Below are 21089 nucleotides of genomic sequence, written 5' to 3'. Positions count from 1 at the left end.
GATGACGAGTCCGCGCTGAGCATGCAGGAGGCCCGCACAGAGTGTTTCCGTGCGGGCCTCCTGCATGCTCCGAGCCGCGAGAGCGGCTCACGTGCTCAAGCGAGCGGACCTGCTCAGCTGTAGGCGTCGACCTTGTCGACCGTCACAGAGATCGACTTGCCGTTCGGCGCCTCGTAGGACGTCGAATCGCCGACCTTCGTGCCGTTGACGGCCGCTCCCAGCGGTGACGCCTCGGAGAAGACGTCGATGTCCGTGTTCGCGCCTGCGATCTCACGCGAGCCCAGCAGGAAGCGCATCTCACGGCCGGCGACGGTCGCGGTGATGACGGTGCCGGGGGAGGCGACGCTCAGATCCGAGCTCGCCTCGCCGACCGTCGCATGCCGCAGGAGGTGCTCCAGCTGGCGGATGCGGGCCTCGATCTTGCCCTGCTCCTCACGCGCTGCGTGATAGCCGCCGTTCTCCTTGAGGTCGCCCTCTTCGCGGGCGGAGTCGATCTTCTCCGCGATCTCCGCGCGTCCGGGGCCCTGCAGGGTCTCGAGCTCCTTGGAGAGGCGGTCGAAGGCCTCCTGGCTCAGCCAGGTCTCTTCGCCGATGACCTCTTCCGTCATTGGTCCTCCTCGTGTGCGAGAGGCCCGCAGGGGCTGCGGGCCTCGGTCTGCGGACCCGATGGTCCGCGTACGGCAGTGAATGATCCCGGTAGGCGGGACGCCATCCGGGATCGTTCCTGAAAACGCGATTCTACCGTGTCATGTCGCCGGTCACAAGGTCACCTGCATCGTCGTAGCGTGCGCCGAGCCGCATCGGGGTGCTCAGATCTGCGGGTCGTCTGCGTACCAGCACGATTCGTGATGACCGGACGCGGCCAGCTGGGTGGTCGCGATGTCCGTGGTCACGACCTGCGGCGTCGAGGAATCGGCTGCGGGATCCGCCGGGATGTCGATCTCCGTGAACCCCACCACGGCGTCGTGGGCGTTGACGGCACGGACCGCGCAGACGATGTCGCGCGAGTCGTCGGGCTGGACCGAGAAGGTGGCGCGGGTGAGCGTCGAGTCGACGATCTCGTAGCCGACGTCCTTCGTGCCGTCCGGCGTGGGGTTGGGGGCCAGCCCGTACCATGCGGCCACTCCGCTCGCGGCGGCCAGGCCGACGACGGTGGCGATGATCGCAGGGCGGGACATCCGACGGCGTCCCGACGGCGGGGGACTGACATGGGACGGGCGTCCCCCGTAGCGGGAGCTGAGATCGGCAGTGGCTGTCACGTCCCCCATTGTTCCAGACCCGCCTGGGAACGGGACGTGCGAGACGGGACCGCGGCACGGTGTGGGGCGACGAACACCGCTCCGATTGGGTGGGCGGCCAGTGCGGCGACTACCCTGGAGGGGTCTCTGCGCGCGGGCCCGCGCGCGGGCAGTCGAGCATCATGCGCCACCGTGCGCCGACCGGAGGTCATCCGTCCATGCGGGATCGTTCCCACACCACCACCCCCTACGAGGGCCTCAGGCTCCTGGCGATCCACGCGCACCCCGACGACGAGGCGTCGAAGGGCGCCGCGACCAGTGCGAAGTACGCCGCGCTGGGGGCTCGCGTGATGGTGGTGACGATGACCGGCGGTGAGGCCGGTGACATCCTCAACCCCGCGCTGGAGGGTTCGCCCGCAGCGATCCGCGACATCGCGGGCCTGCGTCGCGAGGAGATGGCGAAGGCCGCACGGACGCTGGGCGTCGAGCACGTGTGGGCAGGCTACGTCGATTCGGGACTGCCGGACGGCGATCCCGACGAGCTCACGCCCCGCGGCAGCTTCTACCGCGTGCCGATCGAGGTGTCCGCGCGGACGCTCGTGTCCGTCATCCGCAGGTTCCGCCCGCACGTGGTGACGACCTATGACGAACGGGGCGGCTATCCCCACCCCGATCACATCCGCACGCACGACGTGTCGATGGTGGCACTGGAGCATGCGGCGCAGAGCGGGTCGAACCCGGAGCTGGGCGATCCGTGGCGCGTGCAGAAGGTGTACTTCAACCAGGACCTGTCCGCTCGGAAGTTCCTCGAGATCCATCGACTCATCGAGGCTGAGGGAGGGGAATCGCCCTTCGCGGAACAGCTGGAGTGGTTCGCCAAGCGCGACGAGGAGCGGCACACGTGGCTGACGGCGCGCGTGCACAGCGGGGAGTTCTTCTCCGTGCGGGATCAGGCCCTCATCGCCCATGCGACCCAGATCGACCCGAACGGCGGATTCTTCTCCGGCGGCCGTGCAGCGGCTCGGAAGCACTGGCTCACCGAGGAGTTCGAGCTCGCCCACGACAGCACCGGACGTCCCCCGCTGGACCGCTCGCAGGACTTCATCGAGTCCGACCTCTTCGCCGGGGTGACGGACGATGACGGAGACGTCGTGCCGGATGACCTCCTGCCCGATGCCGTCGATCCCACCGTCCTGGAGGAGGACCGATGATCGATCTCATCGTCGCAGCCGCGACTGAACCGCCTGCTGACGGCGGCTACCCCGATGCCGAACTGGTGACGCCCGGGACGATCGGGTTCCTCGCGACGTTCTTCCTCGCGACCGCCGTCGTCCTGCTGGCCCGCAGCCTCCTCAAGCGCCAGCGCAGGATGCGGGCGCGGGCGGGCGTGGTCCGCTACCATCCGATCCCGATCGAGCGCGGCCCCAGGACGGGCCCCCAGAACACGGGGACCCTGGATGGGAGCGATGCGCAGGCGTCCGTGGACGATGTTCCTGCGGGGACGCCGGCGGCGGGCGACGAACCGCGTCAGTAGGCGTGTGACGCGGCGACGAGCAGCGCCGCGAGGTGGCAGCCGTAGCCCAGCACCGTGAAGGTGTGGAAGATCTCGTGGAAGCCGAACACGGTGGGCGCGGGATTGGGCCGCTTGAGGCCGTAGACGACCGCACCGATGATGTAGAGGGCGCCGCCGGTGACGACGAGGATCCCGACGGGCAGGCTCTCCATCCAGATGCCGGGGACATAGCCCACGCCTGCGAGTCCGATCCCCACGTAGACGGGCACGAAGAGCCAGCGGGGGGCCGTCGTCCAGAGGATGCGGAAGAGGACTCCCACGATCGCGGCCGACCACATGGTGACCAGGAGGGCGGTCTGCGCGGTCCCCTCGAGGCAGAGGACGGCAAGCGGTGTGTAGGTGCCCGCGATGATGAGGAAGATGTTCGCGTGGTCGAAGCGCCTCAGCATCAGGCGGATCCGCATCCTCCAGCGTCCCGCGTGGTAGACGGCGGATGTGCCGAACAGGAGCATGCCGGTCACGGTGAAGATGGCGGCGGCGATCCGCGACGCGATCGTCGGGGAGACGATGATGAGGGCCAGCCCGCCGAGCAGGCTCACGGGGAACGCCCCGGCGTGGATCCACCCGCGCCAGCTGGGACGGATCTGTCCCGCGAGCTTCGTGAGCTCATGGCGCAGCGCGGTGCGCTTGCGAGCCCCGCGGGCTGGCTTCGCCGCAGGGCTGTCGCTGAGCGCGGTGTCGCCCGCGGACGCGGACGAGGCGTCGTTCGGGTGCTCCAGAAGGTCCATACTCCGATAGTAGGGTGAATGGCTGGGAAGCACCTCACCCCCAAGGAGAGAATCTATGCCGACGTCGCCGCGCTCGTGGCTGTACCGGCTCTACAACCGGCGCATCGCCGCGGGGCTCGAACCCTCCGGTCGTCTGCCGCGCCATGTGGGGGTCATCACCGACGGGAACCGTCGGTGGGCCAAGGAGTTCGGCACCACGACGGAGGACGGGCACCGTGCCGGCGCGAAGCGGATCGTCGAGTTCATCGGCTGGTGCGATGAGCTGAGCATCGAGGTCGTCACCCTGTACGTGCTGTCGAAGGAGAACCTCCAGCGGTCGGACGAAGAGGTCGAGGCGCTCGGGACGATCATCGCGGACATGGTCGACGACATCGCGCAGCGCGACGGCATCGAGGTGAACCTCGTCGGTGACCTGGCGCTGCTGCCTCCGGCTCTGCGCGACCGTCTCGAGGGCGCGGTGGAGGCGTCCACCGACCACGCCCGCGCGCGCGTCAGGGTGAACATCGCAGCGGGGTACGGCGGCCGGCAGGAGATCGTCGCCGCGGTCCGGGAACTGCTGCGGGAGAGTCTGGACGAGGGGCGGTCCCTCGAGGACGCGATCGAGTCCGTCACCGAGGACGGGATCTCCGAGCACCTCTACACCAAGGGCCAGCCGGACCCGGACCTGATCATCCGGTCCTCCGGCGAGCAGCGGCTGTCCGGCTTCCTCATCTGGCAGAGCGCATACACCGAGTTCTACTTCTGCGAGGCGTACTGGCCGGCCTTCCGGCGCACGGACTTCCTGCGCGCGCTGCGTGCGTACGCGGAGCGCAACCGCCGCTACGGCAAGTAGCGTGCGCGGCCGGCGCACCCGGGCGGCCGCGGGGATCGGGCAACCGCGGGCATCGAGTGACCGGGAGGACTGAGTGACCGCGAGGATCGGGTGACTGCGAGGACCGGGTGACTGCGACGACCGGGTGACCGGGACCTCGGCGGCGGTTCAGCGGTCGTTCACCCGATGGCCATGGGACTCGCCCGCCGCGTCCGAACGCAGGGGCGTGGACGGGGCTAGCGTGGAGGTGTCGGCAGGAAGCCGGCTCCGGGGCTGGGCCCCGTCGGGGAAGGACAGGGACGCGGCCTCGGACTTCGAAGCTTGAAGGGGAGCTCGGCCGTGAGCGCACTCGTCACCTACGTCCTCGATACCTCTGTCCTCCTGTCGGACCCGCGCGCGATGCTGCGGTTCGCGGAGCACGAGGTCGTCATCCCACTGGTGGTCGTCTCTGAGCTGGAGGGCAAGAGACACCATCCGGAGCTCGGCTACACCGCGCGCCGCGCGCTCGCGATCCTCGATGAGATGCGGGAGGAGCACGGCAGACTCGACCGTCCGTTCCAGGTCGGTCAGGACGGTGGATCCCTGCGTGTGGAGATCAACCACGTCGACACGACCCAGCTGCCGCGCACGTTCGACCGCGCGGAGAACGACACGCGGATCCTCGCGGTGGCTCGCAATCTGCAGGCGGAGGGGTCCACCGTCGTCGTCGTGACGAAGGACGTGCCGATGCGTGTGAAGGCGGCGTCGCTGGGTCTCGCCGCCCAGCAGTACCTCAACGAGCAGGCCGGAGATTCGAGCTTCACCGGCATGTCATCGCTGGGCCTCGACGAGGAGGAGATGTCGACCCTGTTCGACGAGGGCTGGCTGCAGACCGACGCCGTGGCGCACGAATCGATCAACACGGGCCTCGTGCTGACGAGTCCCCGCGGCTCCGGGCTCGCGCGCGTCGTCGGGAACGATCGGATCCGAATGGTCCGCGGCGATCAGGGGGTGTTCGGCGTCAACGGACGATCGGCGGAGCAGCGCATCGCGATCGACGCGCTCACCGACGAGTCCGTGGGCATCGTGAGCCTGGGCGGGCGGGCAGGCACCGGCAAGTCCGCGCTGGCGCTCATGGCCGGGCTGCAGGCCGTGCTCGAGGACCACAGCCACCAGTCCATCAAGGTCTTCCGACCGCTGTACGCGGTGGGCGGTCAGAACCTGGGATACCTGCCCGGCTCCGAGGGGGACAAGATGAACCCCTGGGCGGAGGCGGTGTTCGACACCCTGGGGGCGCTCGTGAGCCAGAATGTCATCGACGAAGTCGTCCACCGGGGGCTCCTCGAAGTCCTTCCGCTCACGCACATCCGCGGCAGGTCGCTGCATGACTCCTTCGTCATCGTCGACGAGGCGCAGTCACTGGAGCGGACCGTCCTGCTCACGGTGCTGTCGCGGCTGGGGGAGAACTCCCGCGTCATCCTCACCCACGACGTCGCGCAGCGCGACAATCTGCGGGTGGGACGGCACGACGGCATCACCGCCGTCATCGACCGGCTGACAGGGCATCCGCTGTTCGCGCACTACACGCTGGTCCGCTCCGAGAGGTCCGCGATCGCCGCGCTCGTGACCGAGGTGCTGGAGGAAGCCGAGCTGGTGTGAGTGAGGCCGGCTGAGGCGTCGTGACGTCGTTTCCGCACGTCGAGACGTCACTGTGGCACGTGGAAGCGGCGATTCGTGTGCAGAAGTGACGTCTCGATCGCCCGCTACCGGCTGAGAGCACAAGACACCCCCGGGAGGAATCCTCCCGGGGGTGCCGTGTGTCTGGATCGAGGCGCGGTGCGCGCGCCTCAGCAGAACATGCTCAGCGAGCCGTGCTCAGCGGTACTCGCCGATCATCGTCGTGACGTCGAGGGCCGCGTCGAGCTGCTCCTCCGTGAGGGAGCCGTCCTCGACGAAGCCCAGCGCGATCGTCGCCTCCTTGACCGTGACCTTCTCCGCCACGGCGTACTTGGCGATCTTCGCGGCCGATTCGTAGCCGATCACCTTGTTGAGCGGCGTGACGATCGAGGGTGAGGCCTCCGCGAGGAAGCGGGCGCGCTCCTCATTCGCGGTGAGCCCGTCGATCATCTTCTCCGCCATGACCCGCGAGGTGTTGGCGAGCAGGCGGACCGATTCGAGCAGGTTCGCGGCCATGACCGGGATGCCCACGTTGAGTTCGAAGGCGCCGTTGGTCGAGGAGAGCGACACGGTGGTGTCGTTGCCGATGACCTGGGCGGCGGCCTGGATGGCGGCCTCGCAGATGACGGGGTTGACCTTGCCCGGCATGATCGACGAGCCCGGCTGCAGGTCGGGGATCTGGAGCTCGCCCAGACCCGTGTTGGGGCCCGAACCCATCCAGCGCAGGTCGTTGTTGATCTTCATGAAGCCGTACGCGATGGTGCGCAGCTGGCCGGAGACCTCGACGAGGCCGTCGCGGTTCGCCTGTGCCTCGAAGTGGTTGCGCGCCTCCGTGATGGGCAGGCCGGTCTGCTCGGCGAGGAGCTCGACGACCCGGGCGGAGAAGCCTGCGGGGGTGTTGATGCCCGTGCCGACCGCTGTGCCGCCCTGCGGGACCTCCGTGACGCGGGGGAGCGAGGCGTCGATGCGCTCGATGCCGTAGCGGACCTGTGCGGCGTAGCCGCCGAATTCCTGCCCGAGCGTCACCGGCGTGGCATCCATGAGGTGCGTGCGACCGGACTTCACGATGTCGCGGAACTCCTCCGCCTTCTTCTCCAGCGAGGTCGCGAGCACGTCGAGTGCCGGCTGCAGGTCCTTCACCAGTGCGTTCGCGACGGCGACGTGGACGGAGGTCGGGAACACGTCGTTCGACGACTGCGAGGCGTTGACGTGGTCGTTCGGATGCACCTGTACGTCGGTGCCCTCGAGCTCCCGGTTCGCGAGCGTCGCGAGGACCTCGTTGGTGTTCATGTTGGACGAGGTGCCCGAACCGGTCTGGAAGACATCGATGGGGAAGTGGGCGTCGTAGTCGCCGGCGATCACCTTGTCCGCCGCGGTGCGGATCGCCGCGGCGCGCTGGGCGTCGAGGACGTCCAGTTCCTCGTTCGCGGAGGCTGCGGCCTTCTTCACCTGGGCGAGTGCGGCGATGTGCTCGCGCTCGAGCGTCTTGCCGGAGATCGGGAAGTTCTCCACCGCACGCTGTGTCTGTGCGCTGTACAGAGCGTCAGCGGGGACCTTCACTTCGCCCATCGTGTCGTGCTCGATGCGGTATTCCTGCGTCATTCTTTCCTTCACTCCTCGAAGTCAGGGGGTGCGGTATCTGGTGGGTGCGTGCAGCGCGTCTGCGGCCGGGGGCCGTCGATGCGCTGGAGGATCGGGTCAGGTTCGGGTGAGGAGATCGACCGGAATGCCGTTGGCGTCCACGATCGGTCCGAGGTGCGACACGGTGTTCACGCGACCGTCGTCCAGCCGGTAGGTGAGGCCCACGATCTCCAGACGGCCTTCGCGCAGGGCCCGCTTGATGAGCGGAGAGCGCTGGGGGATGCGGTGGACGGTGTCGATCGTGTTCTGCGTGACGGCGCCGGGGATGCCCTCGCGGCCCTGTGCGCGGGCGTGGGCGACGGACGGCATGATGCGGGCGACGAGATCGTCGATGTACCCGCCCGGCGTCTCTCCGGAGTCGAACGAATCGTGTGCGGCGGTCACCGCCCCGCAGCTGTCGTGACCGAGCACCACCAGGAGCGGGGTGCTGAGGAGGTCGACGGCGTACTCCAGGGTGCCCAGCACGACGCCGTCCGTGACCTGGCCCGCAGTCCGGATGACGAACATCTCGCCGAGGCCCACGTCGAAGATCATCTCTGCTGCGACGCGGGAGTCGGAGCAGCCGAAGAGCGAGACGAACGGCTCCTGCGTGTTCGCGAGCGCGTTGCGACGGTCTGCCCCCTGGTTCGGGTGCAGGGGCGTGCCGGAGACGAACCGTTCGTTCCCGTCGAGGACGGCCTGGAGCGCGTCCTTGGGCGTCATGAAGCGACGTGCGGGATTCGTGCGCTCGATGCGCCTGTCCGCGGAGGCCTCCGGCTGCGCCTCCGTCGACTCTGCGGCCTCGGAACCCGTCGTCGGCTGTGTCGTGTCCGCCATCAGACGAGGCCCCGCCGTGCGGCTTCGCGCGCGGCTTCCTCGTAGGAGTGCGTCTTGTCCGGACGGTGCTCGGCGTAGACGTTGCGGACCGTTCCCGACTTCGATCGCATGACGAGCGAGTGGGTGTGGACCCGGTCGCCCTCGTACCGGACGCCGTCCAACAGGTCGCCGGCGCTGATGCCCGTCGCGACGAAGTAGGTGTTGTCGCCGCTGACCAGATCATCCGTCGAGAGCACGGTGTCGAGGTCGAGTCCGTGCTCGACGGCGTTCTGGCGCTCTTCGTCGGACTGCGGCCACAGGCGTCCCTGGATCACGCCGCCGAGCGCCTTGATCGCGCACGCGGTGATGATGCCCTCCGGCGTTCCGCCGATGCCCAGCAGCATGTCGATGCCCGTGCCGGGGCGCACGGCCGCGATGGCACCCGCGACGTCGCCGTCGGTGATGAGGCGGATGCGGGCGCCGGCTTCGCGGACCTGGTCGATCATCGCTTCGTGGCGCGGGCGGTCCAGGATCGTGACCGTGACGTTCTTGGTGTCCGTGCCCTTCGCCTTGGCGGCGCGGCGGATGTTCTCGCCGACCGGCAGCCGCAGGTCGACGACATCGGCGATCTCCGCACCGGCCACGAGCTTCTCCATGTAGAAGACGGCTGACGGGTCGAGCATCGCGCCGGCCTCTGCGACCGCCATGACGGAGATCGCGCCGGGCATCCCACGGGCGGTGAGCGTCGTGCCCTCGACGGGGTCGACTGCCACGTCGACCTGGGCGCCGGAGCCGTCGCCCACGCGTTCGCCGTTGAAGAGCATCGGGGCTTCGTCCTTCTCGCCCTCACCGATGACGACGGTGCCGTCCATGCTCACGCTCGACAGCACGTTGCGCATGGCTGCGACCGCTGCGCCGTCTGCTGCGAGCTTGTCGCCGCGGCCCACCCACGGTCCGGCGGCGATGGCCGCCGCCTCCGTGACGCGCACGAGTTCGAGCGCGAGGTTGCGATCGGGAGAGCCCTCCTGGATGCGCAGGCGCTCGGACCACGAATCCGTCACGGTGACCGGGGGGGCGTCCGGATCGCCGCGTCCTCCGGCGTGGTGAGCCTTGACGGGGGCGTCGTCGCCGGGGGACGTGGGCGCGGAGTTGTCTGCCATGCCACTCATTGTGCCACTTGCCCGGGCTGGACCCGACGCTGGATCGTCGCGGCGGGACGGCGATTGGTCGTCGTGCGGTGAGACGGGGGACAATGCAGGTGTGAACGACCAGCAGCATGCCACCCCGCCGCCCCTCCCGTCGTCGACCGCGCGCTACGGCGGCCTCGCCGGACCGGAGCGGCCGCACGAGGAACCGGAGCTGTTCCCCGGCGAGAAGGCGCTGGCGCGCACGAAGGCGGGCTCGCGCGAAGAGATGCGTGTGATCCGGCGGCACTACAACTGGGTGAACATGGCGATCGCGCTGCTGGCGTGCTTGGTGCTGGTGCTGGCCGCGCTTGCGCTCGCGCCGCGTCCTGAGGGCGACATCACCCGCGAGGTCGACTACGGCGCCGTGGCCCAGAACGTGCAGCCGGAGGCAGGATTCGACCTGGCGGTGCCGGGGATGCCTGAGGGATGGCATGCGAACGCCGCGTCGTTCGGTGAGGGCGGGACCCCTCCCGTGGAGACCTGGTACGTGTCCTGGGTCGACGGGGACGACGGCTGGGCGTCGCTGCGTCAGACCGATGCAGAGGAGACCCCCGACGCGTGGGCGGAGTCGTACCTCGAGGAATTCGCGGAGACGGGGGAGTCCGAGCTGGCCGGTACCGCGTTCACGCGATTCGAGGGGACCGACTCCTCCGACAAGGCGCTCCTGGGGGAGGCCGACGGGACCGTCCTCCTGCTTGTGGGCGCTGGCGAGTGGGGCCCGCTCGAGGAGTACGCGGCGGAATCCGTGCAGACCGTCGGAGCCGTGGCGACCGACGACTGATCAGGACGACTGATCAGCACCAGGGCCGCCCAGCGGCCGATGGGTGATCAGCCCTGCGCCGCTCCGTCCTGCTCGTCACGGGCGGCACGGGCCTTCTCCAAGCGGTCCTTCGCCCCGTCCAGCCAGTTCTGGCAGCGATCGGCGAGTGCCTCGCCCCGCTCCCAGAGGCGCAGCGATTCCTCCAGGGTGAGGCTGCCGGCCTCGAGGGTGCGCACCGTCGTCACGAGCTCTTCGCGAGCCTGTTCGTAGCTGAGCGCGTCTATCCCGTCCGTCGCTCCGCCGGGAACGGTCGTCGTGCTGTTCTGCTCATCTGCCATGGTCACTCCTTGGAAGTGCTGTCGTCGGTGTGCTGCCGGGGACCATCGCCGAGGTCCCGTGACTGGGGGTCCGGCGAGGAGTCATCGACCTGCGCTGTCAGGCGCCCGGAGGCGAGCTTGATCGAGATGCGGTCACCCGCATCCACCTGCTCGTGACTGCGCACGGCGGCACCGTCCTCCGTCTGGACGACGGCGTAGCCGCGGGCCAGGGTGTTCAGGGGGGAGAGGCTGCGCACCTGAGTGCGGAGGTGCTCGATCTCTGCCGCAGCGCGGCCCACCAGTCCCGCCTGCGCCTGCCAGGATCTGGCACGCAGCGTCGACACGTCCTGTTCCCGTCCGGTGATCATCGTTTCCGGCTGGGCCAGCACGGGACGGCCGCGGACGTCGGCCAGGGCCCTGGCCTCACTCTGCAGCAGCCGGTCGAGTGCGCCGTTGAGCGAGGCGCGGGCCTGGAGGATGCCCATCTGCTCCTCTGCCACGTCCGGGACGATCCGCTTCGCCGCATCCGTGGGAGTCGAGGCGCGCATGTCTGCGACGTCGTCCAGCAGCGGACGGTCCGCCTCATGGCCGATCGCGGAGACGACCGGAGTGCTTGCTGCGTGGACTGCGCGGACCAGCGCTTCGTTCGAGAAGGGGAGGAGGTCTTCGAGGCTGCCGCCGCCACGGGCGATGACGATGACATCGACGTCCGGGTGCGCGTCGAGCTCCTCCAGTGCCGCCATGACCTGCGGGACCGCGTTCGTCCCCTGCGTCGCGGCGTTTCGGACTTCGAAGGCCACGGCCGGCCAGCGCAGAGACGCGTTGCGGAGGACGTCCTTCATCGCGTCGGAGTCATGGCCGGTGATGAGGCCGATGCGGGAGGGGAGGAACGGCAGGGGCTTCTTGTGCGCGGGGTCGAAGAGCCCTTCGGCGCCCAGCATCTGCTTGAGCTGTTCGAGCCGTGCGAGCAGTTCGCCCAGTCCCACGGCGCGGACGTCGTACGCCTGCATCGTGAGGCGGCCCTTCGCGAGCCAGTAGTTCGCCTTCGCCTGGACGACGACGCGGGAGCCCTCCGTGAGCCGCGTGTCCAGGCGGTCCCGGACGTTGCGCCAGATCTGCACGGGGAGTGAGATGTCCTCCGTCGTGTCGTGGAGGGTGAGATAGCTGGCGTTCGCCCGATCGGACAGTTCGATGATCTGGCCCTCGACCCACACCGTCGACATGCGGTCGATGTAGGCCTTCATCTTGTGGGCGAGCAGGCTGACCGGCCAGGGATTGTCCGCGGAGGTGTCCGCCGCCGTCGCCGCGGCGGGTGGGCGTTCCGGCTGATCGCCCAGGGTCCCGGGGGTCCCGGAGATGCGCTGCGCCACGGTCCGCTCCTCTTCTCATCGTGTGCGGGGTGTCCCCGATCCTAGACGAGGCGACGGACACGGGTCGGTGGGGTGACGGACGACTCCCCGGTGCCCAGCCCCTTCTGAGGAGTGCCGCGTAGAATCATCCGCATGACTGCGACTGTGACTGTGCCCGTCCCCGCGATGCCGCGCCGCCGCAAGGACCCCTCGGAGATCCGTCAGCCGGAGAGCGGTGAGAAGAACGTCCTCCTCGCCGCCCCGCGCGGATACTGCGCAGGGGTGGACCGCGCGGTCATCGCCGTCGAACGCGCGCTGGAGCACTACGGCGCTCCCATCTACGTCCGCAAGGAGATCGTCCACAACCGCCACGTGGTCGACACGCTCTCCGAGCGCGGTGCGATCTTCGTCGACGACACGCATGAGGTGCCGGAAGGCGCCCGCGTGGTGTTCTCCGCCCACGGAGTGTCGCCGGCGGTCCACGAAGAGGCAGCCGCGCGCAGCCTCGACACGATCGACGCGACGTGCCCGCTCGTGACGAAGGTGCACCGTGAAGCGGTGCGGTTCGAGAAGCAGGGCTACTCGATCGTCCTCGTCGGCCACGAGGGCCACGAAGAGGTCGAGGGGACGATGGGCGAGGCACCGGACTCGATCACCCTCATCCAGAACCCGGAGGAGGCCCGCACCGTCGAGCTGCCGGAGACGGACAAGCTCATCTGGCTCTCGCAGACGACTCTGAGCGTCGACGAGACGATGGAGACGGTCGACATCCTCAAGCAGCGCTTCCCCCACCTCGAGGCCCCGCCGAGCGACGACATCTGCTATGCCACCCAGAACCGTCAGGTCGCGGTCAAGAAGATCGCTCCGGGCGCGGATCTCGTGCTGGTCGTGGGGTCCGCGAACTCGTCGAACTCGGTGCGCCTGGTCGAGGTGGCGCTGGAGCACGGTGCGAAGGACGCCCACCGCATCGATTTCGCCCGCGAGGTCGATGAGGAGTGGTTCCACGGCGTGTCGACCATCGGCGTGACGAGCGGTGCGAGCGTCCCGGACCTGCTGGTCCAGGATCTGCTGCGCCTGCTCGCCGACTACGGCTACGGCGACGTCGAAGAGGTGCGCACAGCGGACGAGGACGTGATCTTCTCCCTGCCCCGCGAACTGCGGAAGGACCTCAAGGCGGCGGGCCTCGAGACCTCGAACAAGAAGAACGGCGCGGACCGGAACCACGAACTGCGCTGAGCGCGGCTCGTCTCTGCCGGCCTCTGCTGCCCCCTGCTCGCCGCGAGACAACCGCGCAGATCCTGATCATTCGCTTAGTGTGGTGCTGTCACAGGGCGGTTCGTCGCGGACGAGACCGCTTAAACACGAAGCGACAAGGATGATTCGATGTCGGCGAACCGCAGGGTGCGCAGAGGGGCGGCGGTCCTGTCCGCCGCAGTGCTGGTCGGAGTGGTGGGATGCTCGAACGGTGGCGGTGATGACGCCGACGAGGTCGAGCTCACCGAATACGAGAGCACGGACCTCACAGCTCCACCGATCGATCTGGACAGCACCGACGATGATCGGTCCGACGAGTACTTCTTCGTCGGGCCGAAGTCGCAGGAGACCGGTCTGTGGTCCGGCAAGCTGATCGTCGACGAGGACGGGGAGCCGGTGTGGATCCAGGAGGACGAGGAGTCTGAGGGCTCCTCGGAGCCCACGGCCGGCTGGGACATGCGCGTCCAGGAGTACGAGGGCGAGAAGGTCCTCACCTGGTGGGAGGGCATCGTCGACACGCCCCTGGCCGAGGGCGAGGTCGTCGTCGTCGACGACTCGTACGAGGAGATCGCGCGGGTCGGCATGGGCAATGACCTGCCGCACCGGATGGTCGACCTCCACGAGACGACGATCACCGACGAGGGCACGATGCTGCTGATGGCCTACGTTCCGAAGCAGGCGGACCTCACGGAGATCGGTGGGGAGTCCGACGGCTGGGTCTGGGACGGAGTCGTCCAGGAGGTCGACATCGAGACCGGCGAGGTCCTGCTCGACTGGAGCTCACTCGACCACATCCCCGTCACGGACTCCGAGCGCGAGTTCGAGGATGATGCGGGGACCGAGGACAAGCCGTACGACTACTTCCACGGCAACTCCGTCTCTGTCGACGACGACGGTTCGCTGCTGGTGGACGCGCGCAACACCCATGCCTTCTACAACGTCGACCGCGAGTCGGGTGGCGTGAACTGGACGCTGGGCGGGAAGTCGACGGACTTCGAAGCCGACGACGACCTGTACTTCGCCTGGCAGCACGATGTCGAGCGCTCGCCCGACGGCACGATCACGCTGTTCGACAATCAGTCGTCGCCCACGCTGGGCGATTCGTCCCGTGGGATGAAGATCGACGTGGACACCGACGAGATGACAGCGGAGCTCGTCCAGGAGTTCCTGCCTCCCGTTCCCCGCATCGCCGCGAACCAGGGCAGTTACCAGGAGCTCGAGGACGGACGCGTCGTGATCGGCTGGGGAGCCCTGCCGTCGTTCACGGAGTACTCCGCCGACGGCGAGGTCCTGCGCGACGGGACCGTGGGCGCGGACTCGAACTACCGCGCGTACCTCTCCGAATGGGAGGCGACGCCGACCGAGCCGCCCGCGGCGGACATGACGACCGAGGACGACCAGACCACCGTCTACGCCTCGTGGAACGGTGCGACGGAGGTCGCGCAGTGGCGCGTGCTCGGCGGACCCGACGCCGGTGCGCGCGCCGAGCTCGCGACAGCGGAGCGTGCGGGCTTCGAGACGCCCATCCCGCTGCCCGAGGACGCAGACAGCGTCGTCGTCGAAGCGCTCGACGAGGATGGCGAGGTGCTGGGCAGCACGACTGCCGACTGACGGCGAACACCCGGTGAACCCGGGTTCACCCGGGTGAACCCGGGTGAACCCCGGGAGGCTCCCCGGCGCATGAGATGAAGAGTCCATGAACGGCAACGACTCTTGCAGGATTTCACTGTCCTGCAAGAGTCGTTGCCGTTAGTGTTCTGGGCATGACCCTCCACGAGCGCATCGAGACACAGCGCGGTCGCCTCACCAAGACCGACCGGGCACTCCTCGACACCCTCCTGTCCTCGCCCGAGGACGCCGTGCATTGGAGCGGCGACGACCTGGCGGGTCATGCTGGCTCCCACCCCGCTGCGGCGACGCGCCTGGCCCAGAAGCTGGGGTTCGAGGGCTATCCGCATCTGCGGGAGGAGCTGCGGCAGGAGCGACGCGAAGCTCAGAAGCCGCTGCGCGGGGCCGGCGACCGCATGCGCGCAGAGCTGGCGGAGCATCAGACGGGCACGGTGCTCGACACGTTCCTGCGCGCGGAGGTCGAGTCACTGGCCGCTGTCGCGGAGTGCGTCGAGCAGACGCGTCTGGACGGCATCGCTGACGCCATCGCCGCAGCGGACACCGTGCACGTGTTCGCCCGCGGCAACGCGAGCGTCCTCACCGAGCTGGTCGAGCGCAGGCTCCGGCGCTTCGGCGTGCGCGTCGTCGTCCTGGACGGGGATGGCCGCGAGCTCGCGGAGCGGCTCACGGCACTCACCGCACAGGACCTGGTCCTCGCGTTCGCCTTCCGCCGGCCCCCGCGTCTGCTGACCGGCCTGCTGGCGCACGCGGCGGCGGTCGGCGCACGGTCCGTGCTCGTGACGGACACCCTCCACACCCTCGATCCCGCGCCGGATGTGCTCGTGGCCGCGCGCCGCAGCGACCGCGACGGATTCTCCTCCCTCACCGTTCCCATGGCCGTGACGAACGCGCTCGTCCTCACGCTCGCCCACCGACATCCCGACCGGACCCTGCCCGCTCTCGACAGGCTCGATTCGCTGCTGCGCACGTTCGAGTGACACGACCGGGCACTGCCCGGGCACCGCTCCCGAGGTCCCAGACCCCGGCTCTCACCACCTTCCGCACCCACTGACCTTCGTCGACCCTGCCCACTCACCCCCCCCACGTCCTCGTCTCATGACACCCCACGGATCTCTGAAGGAGTCTTCATGTTCACGCGTCGCCTCGCCCTCGCCGTCGCCGTTCCCCTGACCCTCACCCTCGCCGCCTGCGGAGGCGGATCGCCGGAGACGGAGCCGGCCTCCGACACCGCTGCCGCCCACGAATACGACTCGTTCAGCCATGACGAGCTCGTCGCCGCTGCCGAGGAGGAGGGCGAGGTGACCGTCTACTCGTTCACCTCACGCATCGCCGCGGTCGAGGAGGCGTTCGAAGCGGAGTACCCCGGCATCGACCTCATCGGCCATGACATCTCGTCGACCGAGCAGATCACCCGTCTGTCCTCCGAGGCGGAGGCGGGCGCCCCCTCTGCCGATGTCGCCTACATCTCCGACGCCCCGGTCGTCCTCTCCGAGCTCGTGGAGACGGGGATCCTCACCGGCTACGTGCCCGAGCGCGTCGCGGACACCGTGCCGCAGGAGTACCAGGAGCCGCTGCTGGCCAACCGCCTGTCGACGAAGATCCTCATGTACAACGAGGAGGCCCACCCCGACGGCAGCCCGATCGAGAACCTCTGGGAGCTCACGGAGGAGGAGTGGAACGGGAAGGTCGTCATGGTCGACCCGAACGTCCGCGGAGACTACCTCGACCTCATGACGGAGATCGTCCTCCAGTCCGACGCGATGGCGGAGGCCTATGAATCCCACGCGGGCGAGGCCATCGAGCTCGACGGCACGCAGAACGCCGGCGAGGAGTTCCTCAAGCGCCTCTACGAGAACGGCCTGGTGCTCGTCGATGACACGGACAATGTGAATGCGGCCGTCGGCGCCACCGGCCAGGAGGATCCGCCGGTCGGCATCACGTCCTACTCGGACCGCCGTGACAACGAGGAGGAGGGCTGGGCTCTCCAGGCCTCCCTGGACACGGAGCCGGCTGTGGGCATCACCTTCCCCGCCTCCATCGGCATGGTCAAGGACTCCGCGAACCCCGCCGGCGCCCGTCTGGTCGCCGATTTCCTCATGGGCGATGACTCGGCCACCGGCGGTCCCGGCTACGAGCCGTTCTACGTCCCCGGCGACTACCCGGTCCGCACGGACATGGAGGCCCCGGAGGACGCGGCGTCCCTCGAGGAGCTGGGCGCCTGGGACATCGATCCGGCCGCCACCGCGGAGTCCCGCGGCGACGTCTCCGACTTCCTCCTTTCCCTGTCCTGAACCCCACCCCGCCGCCGGGGTGCCGGTCACCGCACGGTTGACCGGCACCTCGGCGGCGGGCCCGACGTCGGAAGGCGGCGCATGACGCACGCACCTCCCGCACCGGCCCGCACGCGGACGACGCCGTCGTCCCCGACCGGTGCACGACCGCCGAGGCGCCGGCCCCTCGCGATGCCCGGTCCCACCGTCGTCCTCGCGTGGGGGACGCTGGCGGTCCTCGCCGTCCTGGTCATCGCACCCCTGGTCGGACTGCTCAACACGACGTTCGCGGCCGACGGCAGAGACGCCTGGGGAGACGTCTTCGCCAGCCGGATCTCCGAGAACCTGCTCTGGCGCCCGCTGGGCAACTCCCTGCTGATGGGGGTGGCGACGGCGCTGCTGTCGACGATCGTAGGCGGCTTCCTCGCCTGGGTCGTCGTGATGACCGACCTGCCCGGTCGGAAGATCCTGGGTGTGCTCGCGACGATCCCGTTCGCGCTGCCGAGCTTCGCGCTGGCGCTCGCGTGGGAGTCGGTCTTCCGCAACGACCTCGTCGGTGGGTCCGTGGGCGTGCTCGCGACGTGGGGACTCGCGGTGCCCGACTGGCTGGCGTGGGGGCCGGTGCCGGTGGCGCTCACGCTGACCGCGCACTACTTCTCCCTGTCCTTCATGCTCATCGCCGCATCGCTGGCCAGCGTGAACGGGGACATCCTCGAAGCGGCGGAGATGACGGGAGCGTCACGGTTCGCCGTCGCGAAGGACATCGCGCTGCCGGTCGTCACACCGGCGATCATCTCCGGGGCACTGCTGGCGTTCGCAGAAGGCGTCTCGAACTTCGTCACCCCCGCCCTCCTGGGACTGCCGGTGCGGTTCCACACCCTGTCCACGCGGCTCTACGGCTCGATCACGACGGGCGACACGTCACGCGGATACGTCCTGTCGATCGTCCTCATCGTCGTCGCGGCGATGGTCATGTACGCCTCGACGCGGGTGACCGGTCGCGGCAGTCGGTTCGAGACGATCAGCGGCAAGGGCGGTCGCCGCCGGACCACGCGGATGGGCCCGTGGGCGTGGCCGGTGGCTGCGATCGCGTGGGCCATCGCGGCCTGCACGACGGTGCTTCCGGGACTGGTGCTCGTCGCTTCGTCGCTCACCCGTCGGACGAATGACTTCGCGTCCGGCCTGACCCTCCACTACTGGCTGGGCGAATCGGATCCTGCGCTCGCCCAGGGGCAGCGCGGCGTCCTGCGCAACCCGCAGATCCTCGATGCGGCGTGGAACACCGTGGTGCTGGGAGTCGCCGTCGCGGTGTGCGCCGGCATCCTGGGGCTGCTCATCGCCTACGTCCTCACACGATCGTCGGGCCCGCGCTGGCTCACCGGGACGCTGAGCGTCGTGAGCTTCGTGCCGTTCCTCATCCCGGGCATCGCGCTGGGTGCCGCCTTCATCGCACAGTTCGGCGCATCGTGGGGACCGTTCCCCAGCCTGTACGGGACGTTCGCGATCCTGGTGCTGGCAGGCGTCGCGGCGACGATCCCCTTCGCGGTGCGCTCCGGGACCGCGGCGATGAGCCAGGTGTCCCGCGACGTCGAGGATTCGGCGGTCATGGCAGGGGCCGGCCTGCTCCGCCGTCTGCGGTCGATCGTCGCACCGCTCACCGCACGCGGACTGCTGACCGGGGGAGTGCTGGTGTTCGTGCAGATGGTGCGCGACCTGAGCCTCGTGGTGCTGCTGGCGACACCGGCCATGCCCGTCCTCGCGGTGCTGACCTACCAGTACTCGTCGGAGAACTTCACCCAGCTGGCGAACGCGGTCACCGTCCTCATCGCGGTGATCTCCGTGGGCGCGACGCTCCTGGTCAGACGCTTCGAGAAGGCCTCGCAGCCCTGGAGCGATGACGGATGACGGCGCACCCTGCACGGACGCGCGACGACCAGACGCGTGACGACCAGACGCACGACGACAAGACCCGCGACAATCTGATCCCGAAAAGTGAACGGAGCACGACGATGCAGATGGATGCGCCGACGACGGCGGTCGACGACAGAGCGGATCCTGCCCGGATCGCTTCCGATGCCGCGGGTGGTGGACGCGCCGCATCGCTCACGCTCGAGGGGCTCACGAAGCGGTTCGGCGACGCTGCGGCCGTCGACGGCATTTCGCTGCACGTGCCCGCCGGATCCTTCCTCGTCCTGCTGGGACCGTCCGGCTGCGGGAAGTCGACGACCCTGCGGATGCTCGCCGGCCTCGAGGACCCGTCAGCCGGCGAGATCATGTTCGGCGAGAGACTGATCGCCCGCGGTTCCGGTGCATCGGTGCCGGCGAGCAAGCGCAATGCCGGTCTCGTGTTCCAGTCGTACGCGCTGTGGCCGCACAAGACGGTCGCCCAGAACGTGGAGTGGCCGCTGACAGTGGCGAAGGTGCCGCGCACGCGCCGGGACGAGAGAGTGGCCCAGGTGCTGGAGCTCCTGGGCATCGAGGCGCTCGCCTCTCGCTACCCCGGGGAGATCAGCGGCGGGCAGCAGCAGCGCACCGCGATCGCACGGATGATCGCGCCGGAACCGGAGATGCTGCTGTTCGACGAGCCGCTGTCCAACCTGGACGCGAAGCTGCGGGTGGAGACGCGCAGCGAACTCATGCGCATCCACCGGGCGACCGGTGCGACGAGCGTCTACGTCACGCACGACCAGGTCGAGGCGATGACGATGGCCACGCACATCGCGCTGATGCGCGACGGCCGGATCGAGCAGTTCGGGACGCCGCGCGAACTCATCGAGGAGCCGGCGACGGCCTTCGCCGCGACGTTCATGGGCACTCCGCCCGCGAACGTGATCGACGGCGTCGTGCGGGATGGCCGACTGCTGCTGGCGGGAGTGGACGTCGGACAGGCGCCGGAGGGTGTCAGCGGTACTGTGCGAGCCCTCTACCGATCGGGATCTCTGACGCTCGCGGAACCGGGAGAGGCCGGCGCGGTGCTGGAGGGCACGCTGGTCGATCAGGTCCCGATGGCCGAGCGCTGGGTCGTGGGCATCGATGTGGCTGAGGGCACGCGCGTGCATGTGACGGCCGATGCCCCGAGCGGTGCAGTGACCGGTGGGCCCGTGGGGGTGCGGCTTCCGGCTGCGCCCGAGGCGTGCTTCGACGAGCACGGGGAACGGTTCCCCAACAGGCACCGTGACCCGTCGGATGTGGAGAGTGGCCGATGATCCGCGTGGCGCTGATCCGTCATGGGGAGACGGCGTGGAACGGCGAACGACGGCTGCAGGGGCAGAAGGACATCGCCCTGTCCGCTGCGGGTCGGGGCCAGGCGCGCAGTCTGGCGGCTGCGATCGCAGCGGTGGCACCCGACAGAGTCGTCGTCTCCGGTCTGAGGAGGACCGCGGAGACTGCGCAGGAACTGGGTCTCGAGCCGGACGCGTGCGACAGCAGGTTGGACGAGGCGTCGCTGGGAGAGTGGGAAGGACGGTACTCGGCTGATATCCGTGCCGACAGTCCGGAGGCGTACGCGGCGTGGCGCGCCGGCAGGCTCACACCACCGGGCGGGGAATCGTTCGAGCAGCTCACGAGCCGCGTGACGGCGGGGCTGCTCGGGGCGGCAGCAGACTGTGCGGAGGCGGGCGGCGAGGCGCTGGTGATCGTCACGCACGGCGGCCCGGTCCGCGCGATGCTCGCGGAGCTGGTCGGTCTTGATCCTGCGCGTGCGGTCCACAGCCATCCTGCAGGTCTCAGCCTGCTGGACGTGGATTCGCGCACGCAGGATGTGAAGCTGCGGCTCTACAACTACTCACCGGTGGTGCTGGATCCGGATCCAGCGGACTGAATGCGCTGCGGCCCGTGCACTCCCAGTGGGGGAGTGAACGGGCCGCGGCACATCGGGTGGA

Annotated in this window: 20 protein-coding genes; 12 read left to right on the top strand and 8 right to left on the bottom strand. The window is 69.1% G+C overall.

What is annotated here, in order from left to right:
• Positions 1-113 precede the first annotated feature (113 nt).
• Both greA and FM105_RS03480 read right to left on the bottom strand, forming a co-directional pair.
• Entirely contained in the window at positions 114-608 is a 495-nt protein-coding gene (greA, locus tag FM105_RS03485; protein ID WP_087004833.1) for a transcription elongation factor GreA, read from the bottom strand.
• Between the two features lie 201 nt (positions 609-809).
• Entirely contained in the window at positions 810-1259 is a 450-nt protein-coding gene (locus FM105_RS03480) for a DUF4307 domain-containing protein (protein WP_179207049.1), read from the bottom strand.
• A 197-nt stretch (positions 1260-1456) separates the two neighbouring features.
• Between FM105_RS03480 and mca the strand changes: the two genes are divergently transcribed.
• Both mca and FM105_RS03470 read left to right on the top strand, forming a co-directional pair.
• A complete protein-coding gene (gene mca / locus FM105_RS03475; protein WP_087004827.1) occupies positions 1457-2449 on the top strand; it encodes a mycothiol conjugate amidase Mca in 993 nt (330 codons plus the stop codon).
• Positions 2446-2772, top strand: coding sequence for a hypothetical protein (locus FM105_RS03470; protein ID WP_087004824.1), 327 nt, complete (start codon positions 2446-2448; stop codon positions 2770-2772). Before mca ends, FM105_RS03470 begins: the two co-directional genes overlap by 4 nt.
• Here the strand turns inward: FM105_RS03470 and trhA are convergent.
• The gene (trhA, locus tag FM105_RS03465; protein WP_087004821.1) at positions 2766-3539 is read right to left on the bottom strand and encodes a PAQR family membrane homeostasis protein TrhA; all 774 of its coding nucleotides are present in this window, start codon (positions 3537-3539) and stop codon (positions 2766-2768) included. The genes FM105_RS03470 and trhA overlap by 7 nt on opposite strands.
• Before the next feature lie 55 nt (positions 3540-3594).
• Between trhA and FM105_RS03460 the strand changes: the two genes are divergently transcribed.
• The gene (locus FM105_RS03460; RefSeq protein ID WP_087004819.1) at positions 3595-4371 is read left to right on the top strand and encodes an isoprenyl transferase; all 777 of its coding nucleotides are present in this window, start codon (positions 3595-3597) and stop codon (positions 4369-4371) included.
• A gap of 318 nt (positions 4372-4689) precedes the next feature.
• The gene (locus FM105_RS03455) at positions 4690-5988 is read left to right on the top strand and encodes a PhoH family protein (protein ID WP_087004816.1); all 1299 of its coding nucleotides are present in this window, start codon (positions 4690-4692) and stop codon (positions 5986-5988) included.
• A 216-nt stretch (positions 5989-6204) separates the two neighbouring features.
• Here FM105_RS03455 and FM105_RS03450 read toward each other — a convergent pair whose 3' ends face one another.
• The 3 genes from FM105_RS03450 to glpX form a co-directional block, all read right to left on the bottom strand.
• Positions 6205-7608 (bottom strand): class II fumarate hydratase, encoded by a 1404-nt coding sequence (locus FM105_RS03450; protein WP_087004813.1) that lies wholly within the window; start codon positions 7606-7608, stop codon positions 6205-6207.
• Positions 7609-7704: 96 nt separating this feature from the next.
• A complete protein-coding gene (locus tag FM105_RS03445) occupies positions 7705-8466 on the bottom strand; it encodes a carbonic anhydrase (protein ID WP_373270415.1) in 762 nt (253 codons plus the stop codon).
• Entirely contained in the window at positions 8463-9602 is a 1140-nt protein-coding gene (glpX, locus tag FM105_RS03440; RefSeq protein ID WP_087004810.1) for a class II fructose-bisphosphatase, read from the bottom strand. Before glpX ends, FM105_RS03445 begins: the two co-directional genes overlap by 4 nt.
• 100 nt (positions 9603-9702) lie before the next feature.
• Here glpX and FM105_RS03435 point away from each other — a divergent pair, with 100 nt between their 5' ends.
• The gene (locus FM105_RS03435; protein ID WP_179207048.1) at positions 9703-10410 is read left to right on the top strand and encodes a DUF4245 domain-containing protein; all 708 of its coding nucleotides are present in this window, start codon (positions 9703-9705) and stop codon (positions 10408-10410) included.
• Between the two features lie 47 nt (positions 10411-10457).
• On the opposite strand, the gene FM105_RS03430 is transcribed toward FM105_RS03435, so the two are convergent.
• Both FM105_RS03430 and xseA read right to left on the bottom strand, forming a co-directional pair.
• On the bottom strand, positions 10458-10727 hold the full coding sequence (locus FM105_RS03430; RefSeq protein ID WP_087004804.1) for an exodeoxyribonuclease VII small subunit: 270 nt from the start codon (positions 10725-10727) through the stop codon (positions 10458-10460).
• Between the two features lie 2 nt (positions 10728-10729).
• Positions 10730-12076 (bottom strand): exodeoxyribonuclease VII large subunit, encoded by a 1347-nt coding sequence (gene xseA, locus FM105_RS03425; protein WP_087004801.1) that lies wholly within the window; start codon positions 12074-12076, stop codon positions 10730-10732.
• Between the two features lie 132 nt (positions 12077-12208).
• Between xseA and FM105_RS03420 the strand changes: the two genes are divergently transcribed.
• The 7 genes from FM105_RS03420 (at position 12209) to FM105_RS03390 (ending at position 21028) form a co-directional block, all read left to right on the top strand.
• The gene (locus tag FM105_RS03420) at positions 12209-13291 is read left to right on the top strand and encodes a 4-hydroxy-3-methylbut-2-enyl diphosphate reductase (protein WP_087004798.1); all 1083 of its coding nucleotides are present in this window, start codon (positions 12209-12211) and stop codon (positions 13289-13291) included.
• Between the two features lie 147 nt (positions 13292-13438).
• Complete coding sequence (locus FM105_RS03415; RefSeq protein ID WP_087004795.1) at positions 13439-14920, top strand: arylsulfotransferase family protein; 1482 nt, start codon at positions 13439-13441, stop codon at positions 14918-14920.
• Positions 14921-15072: 152 nt separating this feature from the next.
• A complete protein-coding gene (locus tag FM105_RS03410; RefSeq protein ID WP_087004792.1) occupies positions 15073-15915 on the top strand; it encodes a MurR/RpiR family transcriptional regulator in 843 nt (280 codons plus the stop codon).
• Positions 15916-16065: 150 nt separating this feature from the next.
• Entirely contained in the window at positions 16066-17229 is a 1164-nt protein-coding gene (locus FM105_RS03405) for an ABC transporter substrate-binding protein (protein ID WP_087004789.1), read from the top strand.
• A gap of 81 nt (positions 17230-17310) precedes the next feature.
• Complete coding sequence (locus FM105_RS03400; protein WP_087004786.1) at positions 17311-19113, top strand: ABC transporter permease; 1803 nt, start codon at positions 17311-17313, stop codon at positions 19111-19113.
• Positions 19110-20414: an ABC transporter ATP-binding protein gene (locus tag FM105_RS03395; RefSeq protein ID WP_256970199.1), complete on the top strand. Its 1305-nt coding sequence runs from the start codon at positions 19110-19112 to the stop codon at positions 20412-20414. Before FM105_RS03400 ends, FM105_RS03395 begins: the two co-directional genes overlap by 4 nt.
• Positions 20411-21028 carry a histidine phosphatase family protein gene (locus tag FM105_RS03390; protein ID WP_087004783.1) on the top strand — a complete coding sequence of 206 codons (618 nt, stop codon included), beginning with the start codon at positions 20411-20413 and terminating at the stop codon, positions 21026-21028. Before FM105_RS03395 ends, FM105_RS03390 begins: the two co-directional genes overlap by 4 nt.
• Positions 21029-21089 lie beyond the last annotated feature (61 nt).

The sequence above is a fragment of the Brevibacterium yomogidense genome, assembly GCF_900163715.1.
Classification (GTDB): Bacteria; Actinomycetota; Actinomycetes; order Actinomycetales; family Brevibacteriaceae; genus Brevibacterium; species Brevibacterium yomogidense_A.
Note: the sequence above shows the minus strand (reverse complement) of the source record. Positions and strands in the feature narration are given on the sequence as shown.

Excerpts from the sequence above, each read along its gene's own strand:
- mca (WP_087004827.1), top strand. The coding sequence starts at position 1,457 with ATGCGGGATCGTTCCCACACCACCACCCCCTACGAGGGCCTCAGGCTC.
- FM105_RS03400 (WP_087004786.1), top strand. The coding sequence starts at position 17,311 with ATGACGCACGCACCTCCCGCACCGGCCCGCACGCGGACGACGCCGTCG.
- FM105_RS03430 (WP_087004804.1), bottom strand. The coding sequence starts at position 10,727 with ATGGCAGATGAGCAGAACAGCACGACGACCGTTCCCGGCGGAGCGACG.
- greA (WP_087004833.1), bottom strand. The coding sequence starts at position 608 with ATGACGGAAGAGGTCATCGGCGAAGAGACCTGGCTGAGCCAGGAGGCC.
- FM105_RS03410 (WP_087004792.1), top strand. The coding sequence starts at position 15,073 with ATGACCCTCCACGAGCGCATCGAGACACAGCGCGGTCGCCTCACCAAG.
- FM105_RS03415 (WP_087004795.1), top strand. The coding sequence starts at position 13,439 with ATGTCGGCGAACCGCAGGGTGCGCAGAGGGGCGGCGGTCCTGTCCGCC.
- FM105_RS03460 (WP_087004819.1), top strand. The coding sequence starts at position 3,595 with ATGCCGACGTCGCCGCGCTCGTGGCTGTACCGGCTCTACAACCGGCGC.
- FM105_RS03395 (WP_256970199.1), top strand. The coding sequence starts at position 19,110 with ATGACGGCGCACCCTGCACGGACGCGCGACGACCAGACGCGTGACGAC.
- FM105_RS03450 (WP_087004813.1), bottom strand. The coding sequence starts at position 7,608 with ATGACGCAGGAATACCGCATCGAGCACGACACGATGGGCGAAGTGAAG.
- FM105_RS03420 (WP_087004798.1), top strand. The coding sequence starts at position 12,209 with ATGACTGCGACTGTGACTGTGCCCGTCCCCGCGATGCCGCGCCGCCGC.
- FM105_RS03390 (WP_087004783.1), top strand. The coding sequence starts at position 20,411 with ATGATCCGCGTGGCGCTGATCCGTCATGGGGAGACGGCGTGGAACGGC.
- glpX (WP_087004810.1), bottom strand. The coding sequence starts at position 9,602 with ATGGCAGACAACTCCGCGCCCACGTCCCCCGGCGACGACGCCCCCGTC.
- FM105_RS03470 (WP_087004824.1), top strand. The coding sequence starts at position 2,446 with ATGATCGATCTCATCGTCGCAGCCGCGACTGAACCGCCTGCTGACGGC.
- FM105_RS03405 (WP_087004789.1), top strand. The coding sequence starts at position 16,066 with ATGTTCACGCGTCGCCTCGCCCTCGCCGTCGCCGTTCCCCTGACCCTC.
- trhA (WP_087004821.1), bottom strand. The coding sequence starts at position 3,539 with ATGGACCTTCTGGAGCACCCGAACGACGCCTCGTCCGCGTCCGCGGGC.